The sequence below is a fragment of the Quatrionicoccus australiensis genome, assembly GCF_020510525.1.
Lineage (GTDB): Bacteria > Pseudomonadota > Gammaproteobacteria > Burkholderiales > Rhodocyclaceae > Azonexus > Azonexus australiensis_B.
In genome coordinates this window covers 584,161-605,345 of the sequence record NZ_CP075188.1, presented here as the reverse complement: position 1 = coordinate 605,345, position 21,185 = coordinate 584,161, and the positions used below count along the sequence as shown (strand labels likewise).

Genomic DNA, 21,185 nt, shown 5'->3' with positions numbered 1-21,185 from the left:
CAGGCGCTCGCTTTCGTTAAGTGTGATCAGGCGCTCTTGACCAGCGCCTTGGCCGGCGCCCATTGCCGGCGGCTGACCGGCAGCTTCTCCGGCACGCCGCGCAGCAAGGCCCAGCCGTAGGCTTCGGCATCGTCGCCGGCCGCTTTTTCAAAACCGGCCAGCGCCGAACGGGCAACCAGCACGGCGCGGTGCAGGCGGATGAAACGCTCGGCGTATTCGTTTTCGAGATGGGTCAGCGCCTCGTCGAGCAGGTATTCACGCTCGATCGTGCGCGCCGTGACGTATTTCAGATCGGCCTTGAAGTAGAGCACTTCGGCGACCGGCACCAGCAGCAGGCGGCCGCGCTCCTGGCAGGAAAGATGGGTGCGGCCGCTGCCGCGCACGGCCTGGCCGATGCTGCCGAGCAATTCGGGGTTGAGCGGCGGTGCGGCGGCGACCTTGTGCAGCGCGGTAAGCAGGCGTTGCGCGCGCACCGGCTTCAACAGGTAATCGACGGCGTTGAGATCGAAGGCCTGCACCGCGTAGTTGTCGTAGGCGGTGGTGAAGATGATGGCCGGCGGTTTGGCCAGGGCGCCGAGATGGCCGGCCAGCTCGATGCCATCCATGCCCGGCATGCGGATGTCGGCGAGCACGACGTCGACCGGGTTCTCGCGCAGGAAATCGAGGGCGGCGAGACCGTTGACCGCTTCGCCGACCACCGCGCTCGGCAACTGGACGGCAATGTCGCCGAGCAGCTCGCGCAGGCGGGCGCGGGCCAGCGGCTCGTCATCGACGATGAGGATTTTCAGCGGATTTTCTGACGGCATGGCAGGACGATGCGAACCTCGTAGCGGTGATCGCCGGTTTCGATTTCGAGACGGGCCTCAAGATCGTAATACAAGGCCAGGCGTTCGCGGATATTGGCCAGCGCCATGTGGTTGCCGGCGGCGTGCGCGGTCTGACCGACGGTCGGGTTGGCAATGCTGATGTGCAATTCGTCGCCGCGCTGCGCCAGCCCTATGCGTACCGTGCCGCCTTCCGGTGCCGGCTCGATGCCGTGGTAGACGGCATTTTCCAGCAAGGGCTGCAGCATCAGCGGCGGAATCGGCAAGGCCATGGAAACCGCCCCGATTTGCCAGTCGACCGCCAGGCGCTCGCCCAGGCGCAGATATTCGAGTTCGAGGTATTGCTTGCCGAGGGCGATTTCGTCGGCCAGGCTGACCAGTTCGCCGGGATCGCGCATCGCGGCACGGAACAGGTCGGACAGGGACTCCAGCGCGGCCTCGGCCTGCTGCGGCCGGGCGCGGATCAGCGACAGCACGGCATTCAGCGAGTTGAACAGGAAATGCGGCCGGATGCGCGCATTCAGCGCCGCCAGCCGGGCTTCGCTCTGCGCCGGCGAAAAGGCGCGGGCGCGCAGCTCGAAATAGAGCAGCAACAGCGCCGTGGCGGCCAGCGCGAGCAGGATGGCGCGGCCCGGACTGCCGCCTTCGCTGAGCATCAATGACTGCCAGTAAATGAACAGCCCACCGGTCAACCCGCCGACCAGGGCCAAAACGAGAAACTGCCCGAGCCGTAGCGGCAGGCGCCAGAGCACATCGCGCAGGAAGGCAAGCGAAGCCAGGCCGATCAGCAGCAAGGGCTCGACGACCGCCGTCAGTTCGATGAAACGCCCCGGCCAGCCGGCGATATCGGGCGCCATGACGAGCGCGGCGAGCAGCGCCAGGCCATTGATGCCGAGCAGCACGCGCAACATGACCCCGAAATTGCGCCAGTCGGGCAGGGGGTGAGTCGCGGGAAAGTGCCGTATACTTGTCATTCTCTGTGCAATTTGCGCCTGATTTCCCGATTCTAGACCAAAGACATGACTTCCAACGCCACGCAATACACCTGGGCCGGCCGTTTCTCCGAACCGGTTTCCGATCTCGTCAAACGCTATACCGCTTCCGTCGACTTCGACCAGCGCATGTGGCGTCAGGACATCCGCGGCTCGCTGGCGCACGCCCGCATGCTGGCCAAGCAGGGCATCATCGCCGCCGCCGACCTGGCCGACATCGAGCGCGGCATGGCGATCGTCACCGAGGAAATCGAATCGGGCAAGTTTGAATGGTCGCTCGATCTCGAAGACGTGCATCTGAATATAGAGAAGCGCCTCACCGCCCTCGTCGGCGATGCCGGCAAGCGCCTGCACACCGGCCGTTCGCGCAACGACCAGGTCGCCACCGACATCCGCCTCTACCTGCGTGACTCGATCGACGACATCCTGGTCCTGATCAAGGCCTTCCGCTCGGCCCTGGTCGATCTGGCCGAGAAGGAAGCAGCAACGCCGATGCCTGGCTTCACGCACCTGCAGGTCGCCCAGCCGGTGACCTTCGGCCACCACATGCTGGCCTATTTCGAGATGTTCGGCCGCGATGCCGAGCGCTACGCCGACTGCCGCAAGCGCGTCGCCCGCCTGCCGCTCGGCGCTGCCGCACTGGCCGGCACGACCTACCCGATCGACCGCGAATATGTCGCCGAACAGCTGGGCTTCGAAGGCGTCTGCGAGAACTCGCTGGATGCCGTGTCGGATCGCGATTTCGCCATCGAATTCACCTCGGCCTGCGCCCTGCTGATGATGCACATCAGCCGCCTGTCGGAAGAACTGGTGATGTGGATGAGCCCGCGCGTCGGCTTCATCCAGATCGCCGACCGCTTCTGCACCGGCTCGTCGATCATGCCGCAGAAAAAGAATCCGGACGTGCCGGAACTGGCGCGCGGCAAGACCGGCCGCGTCTATGGCCAGCTGATGAGCCTGCTGACCCTGATGAAGTCGCAGCCGCTGGCCTACAACAAGGACAACCAGGAAGATAAGGAGCCGCTGTTCGACGCCGTCGACACCGTCACCGACACGCTGCGCATCTTCGCCGACATGGCCGGTGGCATCACGGTGCGTGCCGAGAACATGCAGGCCGCGCTGACCCAGGGCTTTGCCACCGCCACCGACCTCGCCGACTACCTGGTCAAGAAGGGCCTGCCCTTCCGCGACGCGCACGAAGCCGTCGGCCACGCCGTCAAGGCCGCCGAACAGAAGGGCGTCGACCTGCCGCAACTGAGCCTGGAAGAACTGCGCGCCTTCTGCCCGCAGGTGGAAAATGACGTTTTTGCCGTGTTGACCGTTGAGGGCTCGCTCGCCTCGCGCAACCATATCGGCGGCACCGCCCCGAACCAGGTCCGGGCCGCCATCGCCCGCGCCCGCGCCCGTCTGGCCTGATTTTCCGCCAGCAGACGCAAAGACCGCCGGCAACTGCCGACGGTCTTTTTTTGCGCCAAACATATTAGCGGTTTATTATATTGTGACGTCGTGATCGCCAGATCACCCGCCAGAACCAGAAAACCAACATCAAGGAAGATCAGCATGTACGCCACCGTTGTCGACAGCACCCCGCTCATCAAAGTCACCACCAGCAAGTACGAAGCCAGCTATTCGCTCGACGGCTCGCTGATGAACCCGCTGGAAGCCTTCTACGCCTCGCTTGCCGCCTGCGCCGCCGTTTTTGCCAAGAAAGCCTGCAAGGGTTTGGGCATTTCCGCCGCCGGCATCGAGATCAACTGCAAGCCCTTCGCCGGTACTCAGGGTCCGCTCTCGCTGGCGAAATTCAAGACGGACGTCCGCTTCCCGGAAGGCTTCACCGCCGAGCAAAAAGCCGCCGTGCTCGAGAGCATTACACATTGTGCTGTCAAGGAAGTTGTTCAGGACGGTCCGAACATCGACTTCCAGGTCGCCGAAGTCTGATCGTCAGGCTGCCTGCCGGCAGCCCGCAAGCCGTCGCCAAGCCCGCCAATCGGCGGGCTTTTCTTTTATGGCGTGCCGCAAACCAGCCATGGGGCCGCGTCAGCCCCCGCCTTTTCCGACGCGGCCGCTACGACAGCCATCCGGATTGATCATGGTGCGATCAGAAACCCCCTGACGCAAAGCCCCGCTGAAAAAATTTTTCCACCGCGAAAGCGCCTTCCTGCAAGGCGCTTTCTGCGTTTACGGCCACCCGAGAAAATATTAATAACTGTAAAAACTATAAACTATTGTTAAATTCAACAAATCTGTTAATATGAACAAAACTAACAAGCGAAACCATGACAACCAAACCCGCCATCCCTGCTACCTGCTCCACCAGCGAAGCCGCCAGGATTCTCGGCATCAGCGTGCGCGCCGCCCAGCTCTGGGTTGAAAACGGCCTGCTGCAAGCCTGGAAAACCCCGGGCGGGCATCGTCGCATCCTGCGCAGTTCACTCGCCCTGATCGTCGAGCAGCAAAAATTGGCGACCGACCAGGGAAGCGAGGAAGCACTTTCCATCCTGGTCATCGAAACCGGACAGGACGAACGTGAAGATCTCGGCGAGGCACTGCTCGCCGCCTTCCCGAACAGCAAGGTCCAGCTTTCGGCGACGGCCTTCGAAAGCCTGCTCAGCCTCGGCGAGAAAACGCCGGATGTCCTGATCGCCAACCTCGCCACCCTCGATGTCGGAAGCCTGCAGCAGCACGACCGCGAATCCGGCACATCCCATCTCGCCGGCACCCTGCTCATTGCCCTCGCGCCCGATCACGCCGCCATGGCCGAACTGCGCCGGCAGTTACCGGGCGAATTCATCCTGCTCGGCAAACCGCCCGCCAAAGATGAACTGCAACGCTTGATTCGCGCTTTTATCCAGGGGCGCCAAAACCATCGGAGAAAAGCATGAGCAAACAAACGCTGCCATCACTGACCCGGACGATGGCGTTTTCCCTCGCCCTGCCGACACTGGCCGGCTGCCTGAGCAGCATCCTGCGCGATGGCTTTTCCGGCAGCATGCTGCTCAGCGTCGGCGCGATCCTGCTTGCTGCGGCTGGCGGCATGTTCTGGCTGCGCCACGGCGAAAAGACGGCCCGCCGCGCCTGGAACGACCAGGCCACGGCATCAACGCAAGAAGCACTCGATGCGGCGGCAACCCAGCGCCTGCAGGGTCTAGATCAATTGTGCTCGCAGGTGCTGCCCTTGTGGGCCAGCCAGATCGATATCGTGCACACCCAGACCGAGGACTCGATCACCGCCCTGAGCAGCCGTTTTGCCGATCTTTCCGGACGCATCCAGAGTGCGGTCAGCACGGTGCGCTCAGACGACGGCGTCGACATGGTCAGTCTTCTGGCCAGCAGCGAGGCCGAACTCAACGGCATCATCACCGACCTGCAGGGCACGCTGGCCAACAAGGACATCCTGCTGCAACAGATGCGCGAATTGTCCGGCATGACCAGTCAACTCGAATCGATGGCCCGCGGTGTCGGCGAAATCGCCAAGCAGACCAACCTGCTGGCCCTCAATGCCGCCATCGAAGCCGCCCGGGCCGGCGAAGCCGGACGCGGCTTCGCCGTGGTCGCCGATGAAGTCCGCAAACTGTCCTCGCTGTCCGGCGACACCGGCCGCAAGATCGCCGAGACGGTTGCCGTCGTCAATCGCAGCATCAGCAACACGCTTGACACCTCGCAGCAGTACGCCGAACAGGAACTCAAGCTGCTCAGCAACTCCGGCCAGCAGATCGGCGATGTCGTGGCACGGTTTCGCGATGCGGCAGATGTACTGGTGGAAAACGCCAACACGCTGACCCGCGAAGGCGAGCATATTGGCCAGGAAATCGGCGAAGTCCTGGTTGCCCTGCAATTCCAGGACCGCGTTGGACAGGTGCTCGACCATGTCCGCAACGATCTGCGCCGCCTTGAAGACCGCGTACTCAACGCAAGCCGCGAGGCCGCCGCTGGCCGCCCGGCCGGCGCAATCGACAGCACCGCCTGGCTGGCCGAAATGGCCGAGAAATTCACCACCCCCGAACAGCACCAGCTCCAGCACGGCGGCGCCAAGCCCGGCGCCGCTGCTGCCGACGAGATCACCTTTTTCTGAAATACGGAGAAATCCCATGGCAAAAACCATCCTGATCGTCGATGACTCCGCCTCGCTGCGGCAAGTCGTCAGCATTTCCCTCAAGGGCGCCGGTTACGACGTCATCGAAGCCTGCGACGGCGTCGACGGCCTGAAGAAGCTCGACGGCCGCAAGATCCACCTGATCATCAGCGACGTAAACATGCCGAACATGGACGGCATCACCTTCGTCAAGGAAAGCAAGCAATTGCCGGCCTACAAATTCACGCCGGTGATCATGCTCACCACCGAAGCCGGCGACACCAAGAAACAGGCCGGCCAGGCGGCCGGGGCGAAGGCCTGGGTGGTCAAGCCCTTCCAGCCGGCCCAGATGCTTGCCGCGGTCGGCAAGCTGATCCTGCCCTGATCACCCCGGCCCCACGGAGAAACCATCATGAACGAGTCCGCCCAAGGCAGCCGCCAGATTTTCATCAACGGCGAGCTGACCATATACACCGCCAGCGAATGGCGGGACAAGCTGGTCAATGAAATGGCCGGCAATGACGACATCCGGCTTGAACTTGCCGAGGTCAGCGAAATCGACAGCGCCGGCCTGCAACTTTTGCTCGCCGTGCAGCGCCAGGCCGCCGGGGAAGGACGCCAATTGCATTTCGGCCAGTGCAGCTCGGTCGTCCGTGCCCTGCTCGACTTTGCCCAGCTGATGCAGTCCCTGAACGTGAACATGCAAAGTCTCGGCCACGGGGAACAACCATGAGCATGGATCTCGACGACGCCCTGCAGACCTTCATTGCCGAAAGCCGCGAATTGCTGCAGCAGATGGAAGAAGCCCTGCTCGACATGGAAAGCCGGCCAAACGATCCGGAAACGATCAATGCCATCTTCCGCGCCGCCCACACCATCAAGGGCAGTGCCGGCCTGTTCGGACTCGACCACATTGTCGCCTTCACGCACGTTGCCGAAAGCGTGCTTGATCGCGTCCGCAACAACGAGATCAAACTCGATGAGGCACTCGGCGCCCTGCTGCTCAAGGCCGGCGACTACATGGGCCAGTTGATCGAACTGCTGGCTGCCCACCAGACCCCGGACGCTTCCGTCAATGCCGTCGGCCAGGCGCTGGTGAGCAGTCTGGAAACCTACCTCGGCACAGCAATCGTCACCGATGCCTGTGCGGAGAAATCCGGCGCCGTGTCAGCTGCCGATATAGCGGGCGTCGCCAATGCCAACTGGCACGTTTCCCTGCGTTTTGGCCCGGATGTGCTGCGCCAGGGCATGGACCCCGTGTCCATCCTGCGCTATCTGGCAACCCAGGGCGAAATCACGGCCATCCGCAGCATCACCGATGCCGTGCCCATGCTCGCCGAAATTGATCCGGAAGCCTGTTATCTCGGCTTCGAACTGGCCCTGGCCAGCCCGGGCAGCCGCGCCGAAATCGACGGCGCCTTCGACTTCATCCGCGACGACTGTCTGATCCACCTGATCGCGCCGCACGCACCTCTGGCCGAATATCGCCAGATGGTTGGCGCGCTGAGCAAGGACCCGGACATGCGTGAAATCCTGCTGGCGCTGGGTAGTCTGAATGCCGAGGAGATCATCCGCCTCGATGCGCCGGAAGATGAAGTCGGGACCAGCCAGCCTGAAGCAGGCAGTGAAACAGCCGATGCGCCGGGCAAGGAGAGCCGGACCGCCGAAACCAGCCTGATCCGGGTCGATGCCGCCAAGCTCGACCAGCTGATCGATCTGGTCGGTGAACTGATCATCGCCGGTGCCGGTGCCAGCATGGTTGCCCGCAAGTTCAAGGCGCCCGAACTCACTGAAGCAACGGCGCAGGTTTCGCGCCTGGTCGAGAATGTCCGCGACTCGGCACTGACCCTGCGCATGGTGCAGATCGGCGCCACCTTCAATCGTTTCCGCCGCGTCGTACGCGATGTCGCCAGGGAAATCGGCAAGGACATCGAGCTCGACATCCGCGGCGGCGACACCGAACTCGACAAGACCGTCGTCGAAAAGATCGGCGATCCGCTGACCCACATCGTCCGCAACTCGATGGATCACGGCATCGAAGCGGCCGACGTTCGCCTCGCCCGCGGCAAACCGGCAGTCGGCCAGCTCCGCCTGAATGCCTTCCACGAATCCGGCAGCATCGTCATCGAAGTCAGCGACGACGGCGGCGGCCTGAAAAAGGACCGCATCCTGCAAAAGGCCATCGAACGCGGCCTGGTCAGCGAAAACCAGAGCCTGTCCGACAAGGAAATCTTCAACCTGGTTTTCGAACCCGGTTTCTCCACCGCCGAACAGGTCAGCAAGCTGTCCGGGCGCGGCGTCGGCATGGACGTCGTCAAGCGCAACATCCAGGCCCTGCGCGGCACGGTGGACATTGAAAGCATCGAAGGTGTCGGGACCACGGTACGCATCCGCCTGCCGCTCACCCTGGCCATCATCGACGGCTTCATGGTTGGCGTCGGCGCGGCATCCTACGTGCTGCCGCTCGACATGGTGGTCGAGTGCATCGAACTGCCGCCGCCCCCGGTCAGCGAGCAGAAGGCACCGGACTATCTCAATCTGCGTGGCGGCGTGCTCCCCTTCGTCCGGCTGCGCGAGCAATTCGAGGTCGCCGCCCCCGCCCCGGCACGCGAGAACGTCGTGGTCGTCCAGTACGCCGGACAACGCGCCGGGCTCGTTGTCGATCGCCTGATGGGCGAATTCCAGACCGTCATCAAGCCGCTCGGCAAGGTCTTCAGCCAGATCCGTGGCATCGGCGGTTCGACCATCCTGGGCAGCGGCGAAGTCGCGCTGATTCTCGACATTCCCGGCCTGATCAAACAGACCACCGCAATCAACCAACATGTTCCTGGCGCAGCCCAGGAAGCATGTATCGCCACCAAGGAGTAAGCACCATGAGCGTCAGCAAGAAAATGATCCTGCTCGTCTTGTCCGGCATCATCGGCGCCCTGCTTCTGGCCGGCATTGCCATATTTCAGACCAGACAGGTGTTCACGGCGGCAAATTACGCCAATCTGAACAGCGTCCCGAGCATCGTGACGCTGAGCCAGGCGGTCGAACAATTCGGCCGCTGGCGCGTCCGCATCTATCGCCTGCGCCAGGCCGAAAGTGATGTCGAACGCAGTCAGGAACAGGAAAAAGGCAATAACAATCGTGAATTGTTGTTTGCCGCCCTGAAAAAATACGAAAGCCTGATTTCAGACGAAAAGGACCGCGCTCTGCTTGCTGCCGACCGTACCGCACTCGCTGAATATGAAGCAGCTCTGGCGAAATTCGCGGTTCTTCGGGAAAGCGGCAAAATCGACGAGGCAAAAGCCCAACTCAATTTGACGGCCGCTCTTTCCCACAAGATCAATGCCGCTTTCGACGAACACATGCAGTACAACGTCGAACTGGCCAGGACGGCAGCGGAAAATGCCGCCGCCACTGAACAGAAGGCTCTGGTCATGCTGTCCGCCGTGCTCGTCCTCACCCTGGGTGCGTTGAGCGTGATCGGCCTGCTGATCACCCGCAACCTGTTGCGCCAGCTCGGCGGCGAGCCTGATCAGGCAGCGGCCATTGCTCGCCGCGTCGCCGCCGGCGATCTGAGTACGCCGATCGAACTGAAGGCCGGCGATACAAGCAGCCTGATGGCCGCCATCCGCGAGATGAGCGACAACCTGCAGACCTTCATCGCCGACATGCGCCACATGAGCGCCGAGCACGACAAGGGCGACATCGACGTCCAGATCGACACCGGCAAGTTCAAGGGCGACTTCCAGTTCATGGCACAGGGCGTCAATGCCATGGTCGGCGGCCATATCGCCGTCAAAAAGAAAGCCATGGCCTGCATCAAGGAGTTCGGCGAAGGCAATTTCGCAGCACCGCTCGAACCGTTCCCGGGCAAGAAGGCCTTCATCAACGACACCATCGAACAGATGCGGCGCAACCTGCAGGCCTTCATCGCCGACATGCGTCACATGAGCGCCGAGCACGACAAGGGCGACATCGACGTTCAGATCGACACCGGCAAGTTCAAGGGCGACTTCCAGTTCATGGCACAGGGCGTAAATGACATGGTCGCCGGCCACATCAATGTCAAGAAAAAGGCCATGGCCTGCATCAGGGAGTTCGGCGAAGGCAATTGCGATGCCCCGCTCGAACAGTTCCCGGGCAAGAAGGCTTTCATCAACGATACCGTCGAGCAGGTGCGCGCCAACATCAAGGCGCTGGTCGCCGACACCCAGATGCTGGCCCAGGCCGCCCACGCCGGCCAACTCGACGTACGCGCCGATGCCAGCCGCCATCGCGGCGACTTTTTCCGCATCATCGACGGCATCAACGGCACTCTCGATGCCATCGTGCTGCCGCTCAACGAAGCGATGAGCGTCATGCAAGCGATGGAAGGCGGCGATCTGAGCCGCAGCATTACCGGCAATTATCAGGGCAGCCTGCTCGAACTGAAGAACTCGGTGAATCAGACCCAGCAGAAGCTGGCCGAAATCATCGGCGAAGTGCGCGACGCCGCCAACTCGCTCTCCGGCTCGGCGGAAGAGGTCAGCGCCACCGCCCAGAGCCTGTCGCAATCGGCAAGCGAACAGGCCGCCAGCGTTGAGGAAACCTCGGCGGCGATGGAAGAAATGACCTCGTCGATCAGCCAGAACAGCGACAACGCCAGACTCACCGACGGCATGGCCAGCAAGGCCTCGAAGGAAGCCGGCGAAGGCGGCGAAGCAGTCAGGAGCACGGTGGCCGCGATGAAGAGCATCGCCGACAAGATCGGCATCATCGACGACATCGCCTACCAGACCAATCTGCTGGCCTTGAATGCCGCCATCGAAGCGGCCCGTGCCGGCGAGCATGGCAAGGGCTTTGCCGTGGTTGCCGCCGAAGTCCGCAAGCTGGCCGAGCGCAGCCAGGTTGCCGCCCAGGAAATCAGTGAAACCGCCAAGAGCAGCGTGCATCTGGCAGAACGGGCCGGCGCCCTGCTCAACGAAATCGTGCCGAGCATTGCCAAGACCTCCGACCTGGTTCAGGAAATTGCCTCTGCATCCGAGGAGCAGACCACCGGAGCCTCGCAGATCAATAGCGCCATCGTCCAACTGAGCGAAGCAACGCAACAGAACGCTTCGGCGTCGGAAGAGCTGGCTGCCACCTCGGAAGAAATGAGCGGCCAGGCCGAGCAGTTGCAACAACTGATGCAATTTTTCCGGGTTGGCGACAACACCGAAACAGCGCATGAGAAACCACGCCAGGCCAGTCGCAGCAAACGCCCCGGCCATAACCCCCGCAGCCATTCCAGTCCCGGCTTTATCAGCTTCGAAGGCTGAAGCACGCAACGTCACCTAATCCATTTTCAAAGTCTTCCGTCCGCCAGCGCCGCCTGGCGCGGCAGATAAACTCTCAAGAGAGCCCATCATGACCGTCACCAAAAAAATGATCTTCCTCGTGCTGTCCGCAGCATTCGGCATCATCCTCCTTGCCGTTCTCGGCCTGACCCAGATGAACCGGGTCTATAACTCTGCCAATTACGGCAATGTCAATACCGCGCCCAGCATCCTGGCCCTGGACCAGGCATTCTCGCCGATGGCCGCCATGCGTACCCAGCTCTGGCAACACATTACGGCATCGGATGAAAAGACCATGCAGCAGCTCGAAGAACGGATCAGTGCCAACCGCAAGAAGGTGGATGAAGCTTTGAAATCCTACGAAGCCCTGCTCAGTGATGACAAGGACAAAAGCATGCTGGCTGCCGATCGGGCGGCACTGAACGAATACGATCAGTTGCGGGAAAAAATTTATGTACTGTCGCGGGTCAACAAGATGGAAGAAGCGCGCGACCTGGCGATGGCCAACCAGGCACTCATGGCCCGCCTCTGGGATGCCTTCGAGGATCACCGTCAGTACAACGCCGAACTCGGCAAGAAGGCGTCCGACGAAGCCGCCGCTACCGAATCAAGCGCCCGCTGGGTCGCCATCATCACCGGTCTGGCAACACTCGTCGCCGTCAGCCTGATCGGCTTCTTCATTACCCGCAGCCTGATGCAGCAACTGGGTGGCGAGCCGGCATATGCCGCCGATATCATCAAAGCCATGGCCGAGGGCGACATGACGGTGCGTGTCGATACCAAGCCGGGCGACAGCGACAGTCTGCTCTTCAACCTGGGCGGCATGGTCGAGCGTCTGGCCTCGACCATTGCCGAAGTGCGCGGCACCGCAGAATCCCTGTCCAGCGCCTCGGAAGAAGTCTCGGCAACGGCGCAAAGCCTGTCGCAGTCGTCCTCGGAACAGGCTGCCTCGGTTGAGGAAACCTCGGCCTCGATGGAAGAAATGGCGGCCTCGGTGACCCAGAATAGCGACAACGCCAAGCTGACCGATGGCATGGCCAGCAAGGCCGCCAAGGAAGCCATCGAAGGTGGCGAAGCCGTGCGTGCCACGACGGCGGCAATGAAGAGCATTGCCGACAAGATCGGCATCGTCGATGACATCGCCTACCAGACCAACCTGCTCGCCCTCAATGCCGCCATCGAAGCGGCCCGTGCCGGCGAACATGGCAAGGGCTTTGCCGTGGTTGCCGCCGAAGTGCGCAAACTGGCCGAACGCAGCCAGATTGCCGCCCAGGAAATCAGCGAGACCGCCAAGAACAGCGTTGCCCTGGCTGAGCGGGCTGCTGCCTTGCTCGACGAAATTGTCCCGAGCATCACCAAGACCTCCGACCTGGTCCAGGAAATCTCCTCGGCTTCCGACGAACAGAATGCCGGTGTCGGCCAGATCAACGCCGCCATGACCCAACTCAGCCAGACCACGCAGCAGAACGCGTCGTCCTCGGAAGAACTTGCCGCCACCGCCGAAGAAATGAGTTCGCAAGCCGAAAGTCTGTCGCAGCTCATGGCCTTCTTCCGGGTCGATAACGGCAAGCGCCACGCATCGTCCAGCCGCAGCCCGCGCAACCCGGCTCCGGCAACGGCAAAAAGCAAGACCAAACAGCAAGCTTTCTCGCATGCCGAATTCGTTCAATTCGAGGGTTAAACCATGAATGCGCCTGTTACCACCTCAGTTCCGGCAGCAGCGGCCGAACCACGCCAGTACCTGACCTTCACGCTGGGCGGCGAGATGTTTGCGGTCGAAACGCTGAGCGTCAAGGAAATCATCGAATACGGCCAGATCACCGCCGTACCGATGATGCCGCCCAGCATCCGCGGCGTCATCAACCTGCGCGGCGCGGTCGTCCCGGTCATCGACCTCAAGGCGCGCTTCGGCGCGCCGGCGACCGAAGTGACGCGGCGCACCTGCATTGTCATCATCGAACTCGGGGCCGCAGACGAGCACCAGGTAATCGGTATCGTCGTTGATACGGTCAGCGAAGTGCTCGAGATACCGCCCTCCGAAATCGAGCCGCCGCCGGCCTTCGGTGCCCGTATCCGGGCTGACTTCATCTCCGGCATGGGCAAGATCGCCGGTCGCTTTGTCATCCTGCTCGATATGGGACAGGTGCTGTCGGTCGACGAGCTGTCCATGCTCTCCTCGTTGTCCGAGCGGCAAGAGCCGGCCTCGCTGGCCGCCTGATCCGGGGCATGAACATGGCGCAGGCAAGCAACAAGGCTACGGGCAACAGTGGATTGGGACTCGGTGACAACGAGTTCCAGCTGTTTCGCAAGCTGATCTACGAGCAGGCAGGCATCAGTCTGAGCGATGCCAAAAAGCCACTGGTGGCCGGACGCTTGTCAAAACGTCTGCGCCAGCTCGAAATCGGCAGCTATATCGAGTATTTCCGCCGGGCACAAAGTGACCGGCAGGAATTGCAGGTCACCATCGACCTGCTGACGACCAACGAAACCTATTTTTTCCGCGAACCCAAGCATTTCGATTTCCTGCGCGACCAGATCCTGCCCGAGGCGATCGGACGCGGCCCGTTCCGCGTCTGGAGCGGGGCCTGCTCGAGCGGCGAAGAGCCTTACACGATTGCCATGGTGCTCTCCGACGTGCTCGGCCAGCGCCCCTGGGAAATCGTTGCTTCCGACCTGAGCAGCCGCGTCCTGCAGGAAGCAGAGGGCGGCCTGTATCCGCTGGCAGACTGCTCCGGCATTCCGCGTCATCTGTTGCACAAGCACTGCCTGAAAGGCATCGGCCAGCACGAGGGCAGCGTACTGATCAATCCGAACCTGCGCGAGCGCATCAGCTTCCGCCAGATCAACCTGAACAACGCCCTGCCCAAGCTGGGCACCTTCGATGTCATCTTCCTGCGCAACGTGATGATCTATTTCGACATCGACACCAAGCGCCGGGTCATCGAACGCATCCTGCCGCTTCTCCGCCCCGGCGGCTATTTCATGATCAGCCATTCGGAAAACCTGAACGGCATCACCGATGCGCTGAAAACAGTACGTCCTTCGATCTACCGCAAGCCCGATGCGTAAGCCCGACGGTGTCATCGAAATCTTCTTGCAACCCGGCGAGCATTACTTCGGTGATCGCTACACACGCCTGCGCACCGTACTCGGTTCCTGCGTCTCGCTGGTTTTCTGGCATCCGCAGGAACTGGTCGGCGGCATGTGCCACTTCATGTTGCCGAGCCGCGGCTGTCGCAGCAGCAATGGCCCGGACGGGCGCTATGCCGACGAGGCGATGCAGTTGATGCTGGGCGAAATCCACGCGACCGGGCTCAACCCGGCCGCCTTCCGCCTGCGCATTTTTGGCGGCGGCAACATGTTTCCCGAACTGACCCGGCGCCATGATCGCCACATCGGCCAGAAAAATGTCGAAGCCGCCCTCGCCCTGATGAAAAACCACTGCCTGACCTGTGTCGCATCGCATGTCGAAGGCTATGGCCATCGCAACCTGTTGTTCGATGTCTGGAGCGGCCACGTCCATCTCAGACACTCGACCATCACCCCCGAAAAAAACAAACTCACAGGACGCAAAGCATGTCAGCAATCAAGGTAATGATCGTCGATGACTCCGCCGTTGTCCGGCAGGTGCTATCGGCCAGTCTGGACGAAGATGCCGGAATCGAGGTCATCGCTACCGCGCCGGATCCGATCTTCGCGCTCGAGAAGATGCAGAAGGCCTGGCCCGACGTCATCGTGCTCGATGTCGAAATGCCGCGCATGGATGGCGTGACTTTTCTGAAAAAGATCATGGCGACCCGCCCGACCCCGGTCGTCATCTGCTCGACGCTCACCGAACGCGGCTCGGAAACGGCCATGCAGGTCCTCGCCGCCGGAGCCTTCGCCATCGTCACCAAGCCGAAGACGGCGCTGCGCCAGTTCCTGATCGAAAGTGCCAGTGAACTGATTCATGCCATCAAGGCTGCCTCGAAGGCGAACTTGAAGCGCCTCGGCCCGGCCCGGCCGCTGACGCCGCTGCTGGCGACCACCCCGAAACTGTCGGCCGATGTGATTCTCGCCGCTGGCGGCCAGAATCAGGCCATGGCGCAGACCACCGAGAGCATCGTCGCGATCGGCACCTCGACCGGTGGCACGCAGGCCCTGGAAGTCGTACTGACCGCCTTGCCCCGCGTCTGCCCCGGCATCGTCGTCGTCCAGCACATGCCGGAAAAATTCACGGCCGCCTTCGCGCAACGCCTGAACGGCCTGTGCCAGATCGAGGTCAAGGAAGCCGTGCACGGCGACCGGGTGATGGCCGGGCGCGCCCTGATCGCACCGGGCGGCAAGCACATGCTGCTCAAGCGCAGCGGTGCCCAGTACGTGGTCGATGTCGTCGACGGTCCACCGGTCAGCCGGCACTGCCCGTCGGTCGATGTGCTGTTCCGCTCGGCAGCCCGTTTTGCCGGCAAGAACGCGGTCGGCATCATCATGACCGGGATGGGTGACGATGGCGCCAAGGGGCTCAAGGAAATGCACGATGCCGGGGCCTGGACGATCGGCCAGGATGAAGACAGCTGCGTCGTTTATGGCATGCCGAAGGAAGCCGTCAAACTCGGCGCGGTCGACAAGGTTCTACCCCTGAAAAACATTCCGGAAGCCATCCTCGGCCGGATCAGCCGCAAGGGCTGAAAAGACAAAGCCCGCCGATTGGCGGGCTTTGTCTTTGGTGCGAGCCGGGGCTCAGACCTTGGCAATGCCTTCCAGCAATTGCTGCAGTTCGCCGGTCTGGTACATTTCCTTGGCGATGTCGCAACCACCGACGAATTCGCCCTTGATGTAGAGCTGCGGAATGGTCGGCCAGTTGGCGTATTCCTTGACGCCGTTGCGGATTTCCTCGTCGGCCAGCACGTTGACCGTAACGAAGTCCTCGACGCCGCAGACCTTGAGAATCTGCACGACGGTCGCCGAGAAACCGCATTGCGGGAAGCGGGCGTCACCCTTCATGTAAAGGACAACCGGGTTGGAAGTCACGGTATCGTGAATGCGTTTTTGTACGTCGGACATGCTTGCTCCTGATTAAAGATGGGCGCCGCTGACCCGGTCGATGCCGGCCAGGTCGGGATGAGTGAACGCCGCTTTGAACCCGGCAGCGGCCAATAAGTTCCGGCTCGCTGCGCCCTGATCGTAGCCATGCTCGAAAAGCAGCCAGCAGCCGGGGTTCAGATGCGCGGCGGCGCCGGCGACGATCGCCCGGATGCAAGCCAGACCGTTGCCACCCGCCTCCTGATCGGTGAGCGCCATCTGCGGTTCGAAAGGCAAGCCATTCAGCGCCAGATGCGGGTCGCCATCGGCGATGTAGGGCGGGTTGGAGACGATCAGGTCGAAGCGTTCGCCGGGCAGCGGGTCGAACCAGCTGCCGGCACGGAAATCGACCCGGGCACCAAGCCGGCCGGCATTGTTGCGGGCGACGGAAATCGCCCCCGCCGACAGGTCGACCGCTATGACTTGCGCGCCAAGACATTCCAGCGCCAGCGAAATGGCGACGATGCCGGAGCCGGTGCCGAGATCAAGAATACGCGGCTGTTCAAGACCTTGCAGGCGTTCAAGTGCCAGTTCGATCAGCACCTCGGTTTCCGGGCGAGGAATCAGCACCTCGGGCGAAACCTGGAAGACGCGACCGCGGAATTCGGCTTCGCCGACCAGGTAGGCAAGCGGCTCGCCGGCCGCGCGGCGTTCGACCCACTCGGCGAATTGCGCCCAAGCCGGCGCAATCACCGGCATTTCCGGGCGCGCCAGCAGATCGGTGTGAGTGCAGCCGGTGGCGTATTGCAGCAGCAGGCGGGCATCGAGCCGGTCGATTTTTTGCCGCGCAGCGGTCAACGCTTCAAAAAGCGTCATTTTCAATTCTGCTCGGCGAGTTCCGCCAGCAGGTCGGCCTGGTGTTCGGCAGCGAGCGCACCGAGCAGTTCGTCCATGTCGCCGTCCATGATCGCGGCAATCTTGTACAGCGTCAGGTTGATGCGGTGATCGGTGATCCGGCCCTGCGGGAAATTGTAGGTGCGAATGCGCTCGGAGCGGTCGCCGGAGCCGATCAGGCTCTTGCGCGTGCTCGAGATATGCGCCTGCTGCGCGCGCACCTGCACGTCCTTGATCCGTGCCGCCAGCACCTTCATGGCCGAGGCCTTGTTGGCGTGCTGCGAGCGGCCGTCCTGGCATTCGGCGACGATGCCGGTCGGGATGTGCGTGATGCGCACCGCGGAATCAGTCTTGTTGATGTGTTGACCGCCGGCGCCCGAGGCGCGGAAGGTGTCGATGCGCAGATCGGCCGGGTTGAGATTGACGTCCTCGACCTCGTCGGCTTCCGGCATGATCGCCACGGTGCACGCCGAGGTATGGATGCGGCCCTGGGTTTCGGTTTCCGGCACGCGCTGCACGCGATGCCCGCCCGATTCGAACTTGAGGCGCGAATAGGCGCCGTTGCCGGCAATGCGGCAGATGATTTCGCGATAGCCGCCCAGTTCCGATTCGCTGGCCGACATCACTTCGACCTGCCAGCGCTGGCGCTCGGCAAAGCGCGAATACATGCGGAAAAGATCGCCGGCGAACAGCGCCGATTCGTCGCCGCCGGTACCGGCGCGGATTTCGAGCAGCACGCTGCGCTCGTCGTTGGGGTCCTTCGGCAGCAGCAGCTTCTGCAGCTCGATTTCGAGTTCGGGCAGACGCGCCTTGGCCGCGGCGATTTCCTCTTCGGCAAAATCGCGCATCTCCGGATCGGCGCGCATCGCTTCGGCCTCAGCCAGATCGTTCTCGGCCTGACGAAAAGCGTTAAACTGGGCAATGACCGGATCGAGTTCGGCCCGTTCGCGCGACAGCTTGCGAAACTGGTCCATGTCGCCAGCCGTACTCGGGGCCGACAGCATGCGGTCGATTTCGTCGAGACGATCGACCAGCAGATCCAGTTTTTGGCGAATGCTCGATTTCATTGCGTTTGGCCGACCAGCCGGGGGGTTCGAAGGGGCGTAATGGTAACCGAGTTCAGCATCTCCCGGCGAGCGAACGTGATTGCCACGGGAACGTTCCATCAGCATAATTGCGCGATTCTGAAAAAGACCTGATGTTCCACTTCCCCCAATCCATCATTGCCCTGGCTCAAACGCTGGAGCGAGGCTGGGAAACCTATCGTGCCGATGGCGAATTCGATGCCTTTGTCGAATTCACCCTGTCGCTGAACGGTTTGACCGAGCACCTCAACCGCCAGCATTTGCCGGGGCTTGTCCGCGCCTGTCAGGAACTCGAAAACACGGCGCTGTCGCTGTTCGCGGACAGTTCGATGCATCCGGTGCCGCTCGACCAGGCCAACGGCATCGAGCGCAAGCTGAACATCATCCTGGCCGAACTGCAGCGCCACGAAACCCCGGCAGTCCTCGCCCGACGCGTGCTCGACGCGCCCGAGGGACACTGTGAGGACACCTGGAACCGGCCACGCCGGGTCATCCTGGTTTCACGTGCCGATCATCCGTGGGCCGGCTCGCTCGGCGAGCAATTGAGCTTCTTCGGCTTCACGCCGGAATACCTGCGCTGGGGCGAGCAGCCGGCGGACAACGAACCGGCGCTCGCCTTTGCCTTCATTCCGGATCGCGAAGGCCGCGCCTATCCGCCGGCCGAAATCGCCGCCATCGTCGCCCTGCGCACCCGCTTTCCGACCAGCTACTTCTACTGCCTGGCGGTGCCCTCCAACCTGCAGAGCATCGTGCTGCTGCAGCGCGCCGGCGCCGACGCCTGCGTGCCGGTCGGCAACAAGGTCAGCGACGTACTGTCGCGCATACTCGACCTGGTCGAAATGCGTGAACAGGAAATGCACCGCGTGCTGGTCGTCGAGGATTCGGCCACCGCCGTCGCCCACATCCGTCGCTCGCTGTCGCAGCATGGCATCGACAGCCGCGCCATCAACGACCCGCGCCTGCTCCTCGAAGCCGCTGCCGAATACCGGCCGGACGCGATCCTGATGGACATGTACATGCCCTTCTGCACCGGCGTCGAAGTGACCAGCGCCCTGCGCCAGATCCGCGACTACCAGTCGCTGCCGGTGATCTACCTGTCGAGCGAGACCGACATCGTGCAGCAGGTCGAAGCGCTGCGCCTGGGCGGCGACCAGTTCCTGACCAAGCCGGTGAACCCGATCATCCTGGCCTCGGTGGTCAAGACCAAGATCGAGCGCTACCGCGAGATGCTTTACTCCGGTCAGCATGACAGCCTGACCGGACTGCTCAATCACTCGACCTCGAAAGAGCAGATCGAACGCCTGCTCCACGACGCGGAACAGAGTGGCAAGCTGGTCGTGGCGATGATCGACATCGACCGCTTCAAGATGGTGAACGACACCTTTGGTCACCCGGTCGGCGACCAGGTGATTCGCAGCCTGGCCTGGCTGCTGCGCGGTCGCCTGCGCAACACCGACCTGATTGGCCGCTACGGCGGGGAAGAGTTCATCATCGCCCTGCCCGATGTCGACCTGGTGCGCGCCATTGCGCTGCTCGAACAGATCCGCGAGGATTTTTCGCAGTTGCCGCACACCCATGCCCAGGGCACCCTGCGCGCCACCTTCAGTTGCGGCGTCGCTGCCCTGCCCGATTACTCCAGTGTTTCCGACCTGATCGGCGCCGCCGATGAGTCACTGCTCGAAGCCAAACGCAAGGGACGCAACCGACTGGTCCTCGCCCCCGGCAAGGAAGGCTGAGTCAGTCACCGGCGTGCAGGCCGAAAAGTCTTGAGGCGGCGCTCTGCAAATCGTTGCGCTCGACGTCGTCGGCAAGATTGAGCGCCTGCGTCGGCGTATGCAGGAACTTGTTGGTCAGGCGATGCGACAGATGCTCGAGCACCTTGTCGGCGGGTTCGCCCTTGGCCAGCAGCTTCATGGCGTGTTCCATCTCGTGCCGGCGCATGCGCTCGGCCGAGTCGCGCAGCGAGCGGATCACCGGGACGGTGTCGCGCGCCTGCAGCCAGGCCTGAAAATCCCTGACCCGCGCCGCAATGATGTCTTCGGCTTCAACGACAGCGGCCTGGCGCGACTCGAGACCGCTTTCGACGACCTGCGCCAGATCGTCAACGCTGTAGAGGAAGACGTCATCGAGTTCGCCGACTTCTTCCTCGATGTCACGCGGCACGGCCAGGTCGACCATGAACATCGGCCGGTGCCGGCGTGCCTTGACGGCGCGCTCGACCATGCCCAGACCGATGATGGGCAACGGGCTGGCGGTACAGGAAACCACAATGTCGTGCTGCGCCAGGTGCTCGCCCAGTTCATCGAGACGGATGGCGGTGCCGTTGTAGCGCTCGGCCAGGGCGCGACCGCGTTCCAGCGTGCGATTGGCGATGGTCACCTGCTTCGGCTGGCGGGCGCAGAAATGCGCGGCACACAGCTCGATCATTTCGCCGGCGCCGATGAACAGGATGCGCTGCTCGCCGACCGACTCGAAAATGCGCTCGGCGAGATGCACACCGGCCGCTGCCATCGACACGATATTGGCGCCGATCGCCGTCGTGCTGCGCACTTCCTTGGCGACCGAAAAGGAACGCTGGAAGAGCTTGTGCAATTGCGAACCGAGCGTGCCGCTCTCTTCGGCGGCGCGCACGGCATCCTTCATCTGGCCGAGGATCTGCGGCTCGCCGATGACCATGGAGTCGAGACCGCTGGCGACGCGGAAGGCGTGGCGGATGGCTTCCGGCTGATCGTGCGTGTAGAGATAGGGTGCGATCTCGCTGCGCTCGACGCCGTGGTAGCGGGCCAGCCAGTCGATCACCACCTCGGGCGTCTCGGCGGAACAGTAGATCTCGGTCCGGTTGCAGGTCGAGAGGATCGCCACCTCGCGCACCGGCTGGCTGCGCGTCAGGTCGGCCAGCGCATGCTGCAGCTTTTCAGCGCCAAAAGCCACCCGCTCGCGGATGGCAAGCGGTGCCGAATGGTGGTTGATGCCGAGGGTAAAGATCACCGGAATAAGCCGAGGCGCGGGTA

General features: G+C 62.6%; 20 protein-coding genes. 14 read left to right on the top strand and 6 right to left on the bottom strand.

Annotation, left to right across the window (positions count from 1 at the left end):
• Positions 1-26: 26 nt before the first annotated feature.
• Positions 27-806 carry a LytR/AlgR family response regulator transcription factor gene (locus KI612_RS02925; RefSeq protein ID WP_226442341.1) on the bottom strand — a complete coding sequence of 260 codons (780 nt, stop codon included), beginning with the start codon at positions 804-806 and terminating at the stop codon, positions 27-29.
• Complete coding sequence (locus tag KI612_RS02920; protein ID WP_226442340.1) at positions 785-1,798, bottom strand: sensor histidine kinase; 1,014 nt, start codon at positions 1,796-1,798, stop codon at positions 785-787. The genes KI612_RS02925 and KI612_RS02920 overlap by 22 nt, the downstream gene beginning before the upstream one ends.
• A 45-nt stretch (positions 1,799-1,843) precedes the next feature.
• Between KI612_RS02920 and argH the strand changes: the two genes are divergently transcribed.
• From argH to KI612_RS02850, 13 genes are all read left to right on the top strand, one after another.
• The gene (gene argH / locus KI612_RS02915) at positions 1,844-3,232 is read left to right on the top strand and encodes an argininosuccinate lyase (protein WP_226442339.1); all 1,389 of its coding nucleotides are present in this window, start codon (positions 1,844-1,846) and stop codon (positions 3,230-3,232) included.
• 144 nt (positions 3,233-3,376) lie between these two features.
• Entirely contained in the window at positions 3,377-3,754 is a 378-nt protein-coding gene (locus tag KI612_RS02910) for an OsmC family protein (RefSeq protein WP_226442338.1), read from the top strand.
• Between the two features lie 338 nt (positions 3,755-4,092).
• A complete protein-coding gene (locus KI612_RS02905) occupies positions 4,093-4,698 on the top strand; it encodes a MerR family transcriptional regulator (protein WP_226442337.1) in 606 nt (201 codons plus the stop codon).
• A complete protein-coding gene (locus KI612_RS02900) occupies positions 4,695-5,888 on the top strand; it encodes a methyl-accepting chemotaxis protein (protein WP_226442336.1) in 1,194 nt (397 codons plus the stop codon). Before KI612_RS02905 ends, KI612_RS02900 begins: the two co-directional genes overlap by 4 nt.
• A gap of 16 nt (positions 5,889-5,904) precedes the next feature.
• Entirely contained in the window at positions 5,905-6,273 is a 369-nt protein-coding gene (locus tag KI612_RS02895) for a response regulator (RefSeq protein WP_226442335.1), read from the top strand.
• Between the two features lie 27 nt (positions 6,274-6,300).
• Positions 6,301-6,621 carry an STAS domain-containing protein gene (locus KI612_RS02890; RefSeq protein WP_226442334.1) on the top strand — a complete coding sequence of 107 codons (321 nt, stop codon included), beginning with the start codon at positions 6,301-6,303 and terminating at the stop codon, positions 6,619-6,621.
• Positions 6,618-8,756, top strand: coding sequence for a chemotaxis protein CheA (locus KI612_RS02885; protein ID WP_226442333.1), 2,139 nt, complete (start codon positions 6,618-6,620; stop codon positions 8,754-8,756). The genes KI612_RS02890 and KI612_RS02885 overlap by 4 nt, the downstream gene beginning before the upstream one ends.
• Before the next feature lie 5 nt (positions 8,757-8,761).
• Positions 8,762-11,176, top strand: coding sequence for a methyl-accepting chemotaxis protein (locus KI612_RS19865; RefSeq protein ID WP_319002979.1), 2,415 nt, complete (start codon positions 8,762-8,764; stop codon positions 11,174-11,176).
• An 88-nt stretch (positions 11,177-11,264) separates the two neighbouring features.
• A complete protein-coding gene (locus KI612_RS02870; protein ID WP_226442332.1) occupies positions 11,265-12,875 on the top strand; it encodes a methyl-accepting chemotaxis protein in 1,611 nt (536 codons plus the stop codon).
• 3 nt (positions 12,876-12,878) lie between these two features.
• A complete protein-coding gene (locus KI612_RS02865) occupies positions 12,879-13,412 on the top strand; it encodes a chemotaxis protein CheW (protein WP_226442331.1) in 534 nt (177 codons plus the stop codon).
• Positions 13,413-13,426: 14 nt separating this feature from the next.
• On the top strand, positions 13,427-14,263 hold the full coding sequence (locus KI612_RS02860; protein ID WP_226442330.1) for a CheR family methyltransferase: 837 nt from the start codon (positions 13,427-13,429) through the stop codon (positions 14,261-14,263).
• Complete coding sequence (locus KI612_RS02855) at positions 14,256-14,789, top strand: chemotaxis protein CheD (RefSeq protein WP_226442329.1); 534 nt, start codon at positions 14,256-14,258, stop codon at positions 14,787-14,789. The genes KI612_RS02860 and KI612_RS02855 overlap by 8 nt, the downstream gene beginning before the upstream one ends.
• A complete protein-coding gene (locus KI612_RS02850; protein WP_226442328.1) occupies positions 14,771-15,862 on the top strand; it encodes a protein-glutamate methylesterase/protein-glutamine glutaminase in 1,092 nt (363 codons plus the stop codon). The genes KI612_RS02855 and KI612_RS02850 overlap by 19 nt, the downstream gene beginning before the upstream one ends.
• Before the next feature lie 51 nt (positions 15,863-15,913).
• Here the strand turns inward: KI612_RS02850 and grxD are convergent, their stop codons facing one another.
• Genes grxD through prfA form a run of 3 tightly spaced genes read right to left on the bottom strand, consistent with a single transcriptional unit; the run spans position 15,914 to position 18,156 of the window.
• A complete protein-coding gene (gene grxD, locus KI612_RS02845) occupies positions 15,914-16,237 on the bottom strand; it encodes a Grx4 family monothiol glutaredoxin (RefSeq protein WP_226442327.1) in 324 nt (107 codons plus the stop codon).
• Positions 16,238-16,249: 12 nt separating this feature from the next.
• Positions 16,250-17,071: a peptide chain release factor N(5)-glutamine methyltransferase gene (gene prmC, locus KI612_RS02840; protein WP_226442326.1), complete on the bottom strand. Its 822-nt coding sequence runs from the start codon at positions 17,069-17,071 to the stop codon at positions 16,250-16,252.
• 2 nt (positions 17,072-17,073) lie between these two features.
• Complete coding sequence (gene prfA, locus KI612_RS02835; protein ID WP_226442325.1) at positions 17,074-18,156, bottom strand: peptide chain release factor 1; 1,083 nt, start codon at positions 18,154-18,156, stop codon at positions 17,074-17,076.
• A 131-nt stretch (positions 18,157-18,287) separates the two neighbouring features.
• Here prfA and KI612_RS02830 point away from each other — a divergent pair, with 131 nt between their 5' ends.
• Positions 18,288-19,910, top strand: a complete 1,623-nt coding sequence (locus tag KI612_RS02830) for a GGDEF domain-containing response regulator (protein WP_226442324.1) — start codon at positions 18,288-18,290, stop codon at positions 19,908-19,910.
• Position 19,911: 1 nt separating this feature from the next.
• Here the strand turns inward: KI612_RS02830 and hemA are convergent, their stop codons facing one another.
• Positions 19,912-21,162: a glutamyl-tRNA reductase gene (gene hemA / locus KI612_RS02825; RefSeq protein ID WP_226442323.1), complete on the bottom strand. Its 1,251-nt coding sequence runs from the start codon at positions 21,160-21,162 to the stop codon at positions 19,912-19,914.
• Between the last annotated feature and the right edge of the window lie 23 nt (positions 21,163-21,185).

Coding starts and splice junctions, on each gene's coding strand:
- KI612_RS02850 (WP_226442328.1), top strand. CDS start 14,771: ATGTCAGCAATCAAGGTAATGATCGTCGATGACTCCGCCGTTGTCCGG.
- KI612_RS02920 (WP_226442340.1), bottom strand. CDS start 1,798: ATGACAAGTATACGGCACTTTCCCGCGACTCACCCCCTGCCCGACTGG.
- grxD (WP_226442327.1), bottom strand. CDS start 16,237: ATGTCCGACGTACAAAAACGCATTCACGATACCGTGACTTCCAACCCG.
- KI612_RS02895 (WP_226442335.1), top strand. CDS start 5,905: ATGGCAAAAACCATCCTGATCGTCGATGACTCCGCCTCGCTGCGGCAA.
- prfA (WP_226442325.1), bottom strand. CDS start 18,156: ATGAAATCGAGCATTCGCCAAAAACTGGATCTGCTGGTCGATCGTCTC.
- KI612_RS02900 (WP_226442336.1), top strand. CDS start 4,695: ATGAGCAAACAAACGCTGCCATCACTGACCCGGACGATGGCGTTTTCC.
- prmC (WP_226442326.1), bottom strand. CDS start 17,071: ATGACGCTTTTTGAAGCGTTGACCGCTGCGCGGCAAAAAATCGACCGG.
- KI612_RS02870 (WP_226442332.1), top strand. CDS start 11,265: ATGACCGTCACCAAAAAAATGATCTTCCTCGTGCTGTCCGCAGCATTC.
- KI612_RS02910 (WP_226442338.1), top strand. CDS start 3,377: ATGTACGCCACCGTTGTCGACAGCACCCCGCTCATCAAAGTCACCACC.
- KI612_RS02855 (WP_226442329.1), top strand. CDS start 14,256: ATGCGTAAGCCCGACGGTGTCATCGAAATCTTCTTGCAACCCGGCGAG.
- KI612_RS02865 (WP_226442331.1), top strand. CDS start 12,879: ATGAATGCGCCTGTTACCACCTCAGTTCCGGCAGCAGCGGCCGAACCA.
- argH (WP_226442339.1), top strand. CDS start 1,844: ATGACTTCCAACGCCACGCAATACACCTGGGCCGGCCGTTTCTCCGAA.
- KI612_RS02890 (WP_226442334.1), top strand. CDS start 6,301: ATGAACGAGTCCGCCCAAGGCAGCCGCCAGATTTTCATCAACGGCGAG.
- KI612_RS02905 (WP_226442337.1), top strand. CDS start 4,093: ATGACAACCAAACCCGCCATCCCTGCTACCTGCTCCACCAGCGAAGCC.
- KI612_RS02885 (WP_226442333.1), top strand. CDS start 6,618: ATGAGCATGGATCTCGACGACGCCCTGCAGACCTTCATTGCCGAAAGC.
- KI612_RS19865 (WP_319002979.1), top strand. CDS start 8,762: ATGAGCGTCAGCAAGAAAATGATCCTGCTCGTCTTGTCCGGCATCATC.
- KI612_RS02830 (WP_226442324.1), top strand. CDS start 18,288: ATGTTCCACTTCCCCCAATCCATCATTGCCCTGGCTCAAACGCTGGAG.
- KI612_RS02860 (WP_226442330.1), top strand. CDS start 13,427: ATGGCGCAGGCAAGCAACAAGGCTACGGGCAACAGTGGATTGGGACTC.
- KI612_RS02925 (WP_226442341.1), bottom strand. CDS start 806: ATGCCGTCAGAAAATCCGCTGAAAATCCTCATCGTCGATGACGAGCCG.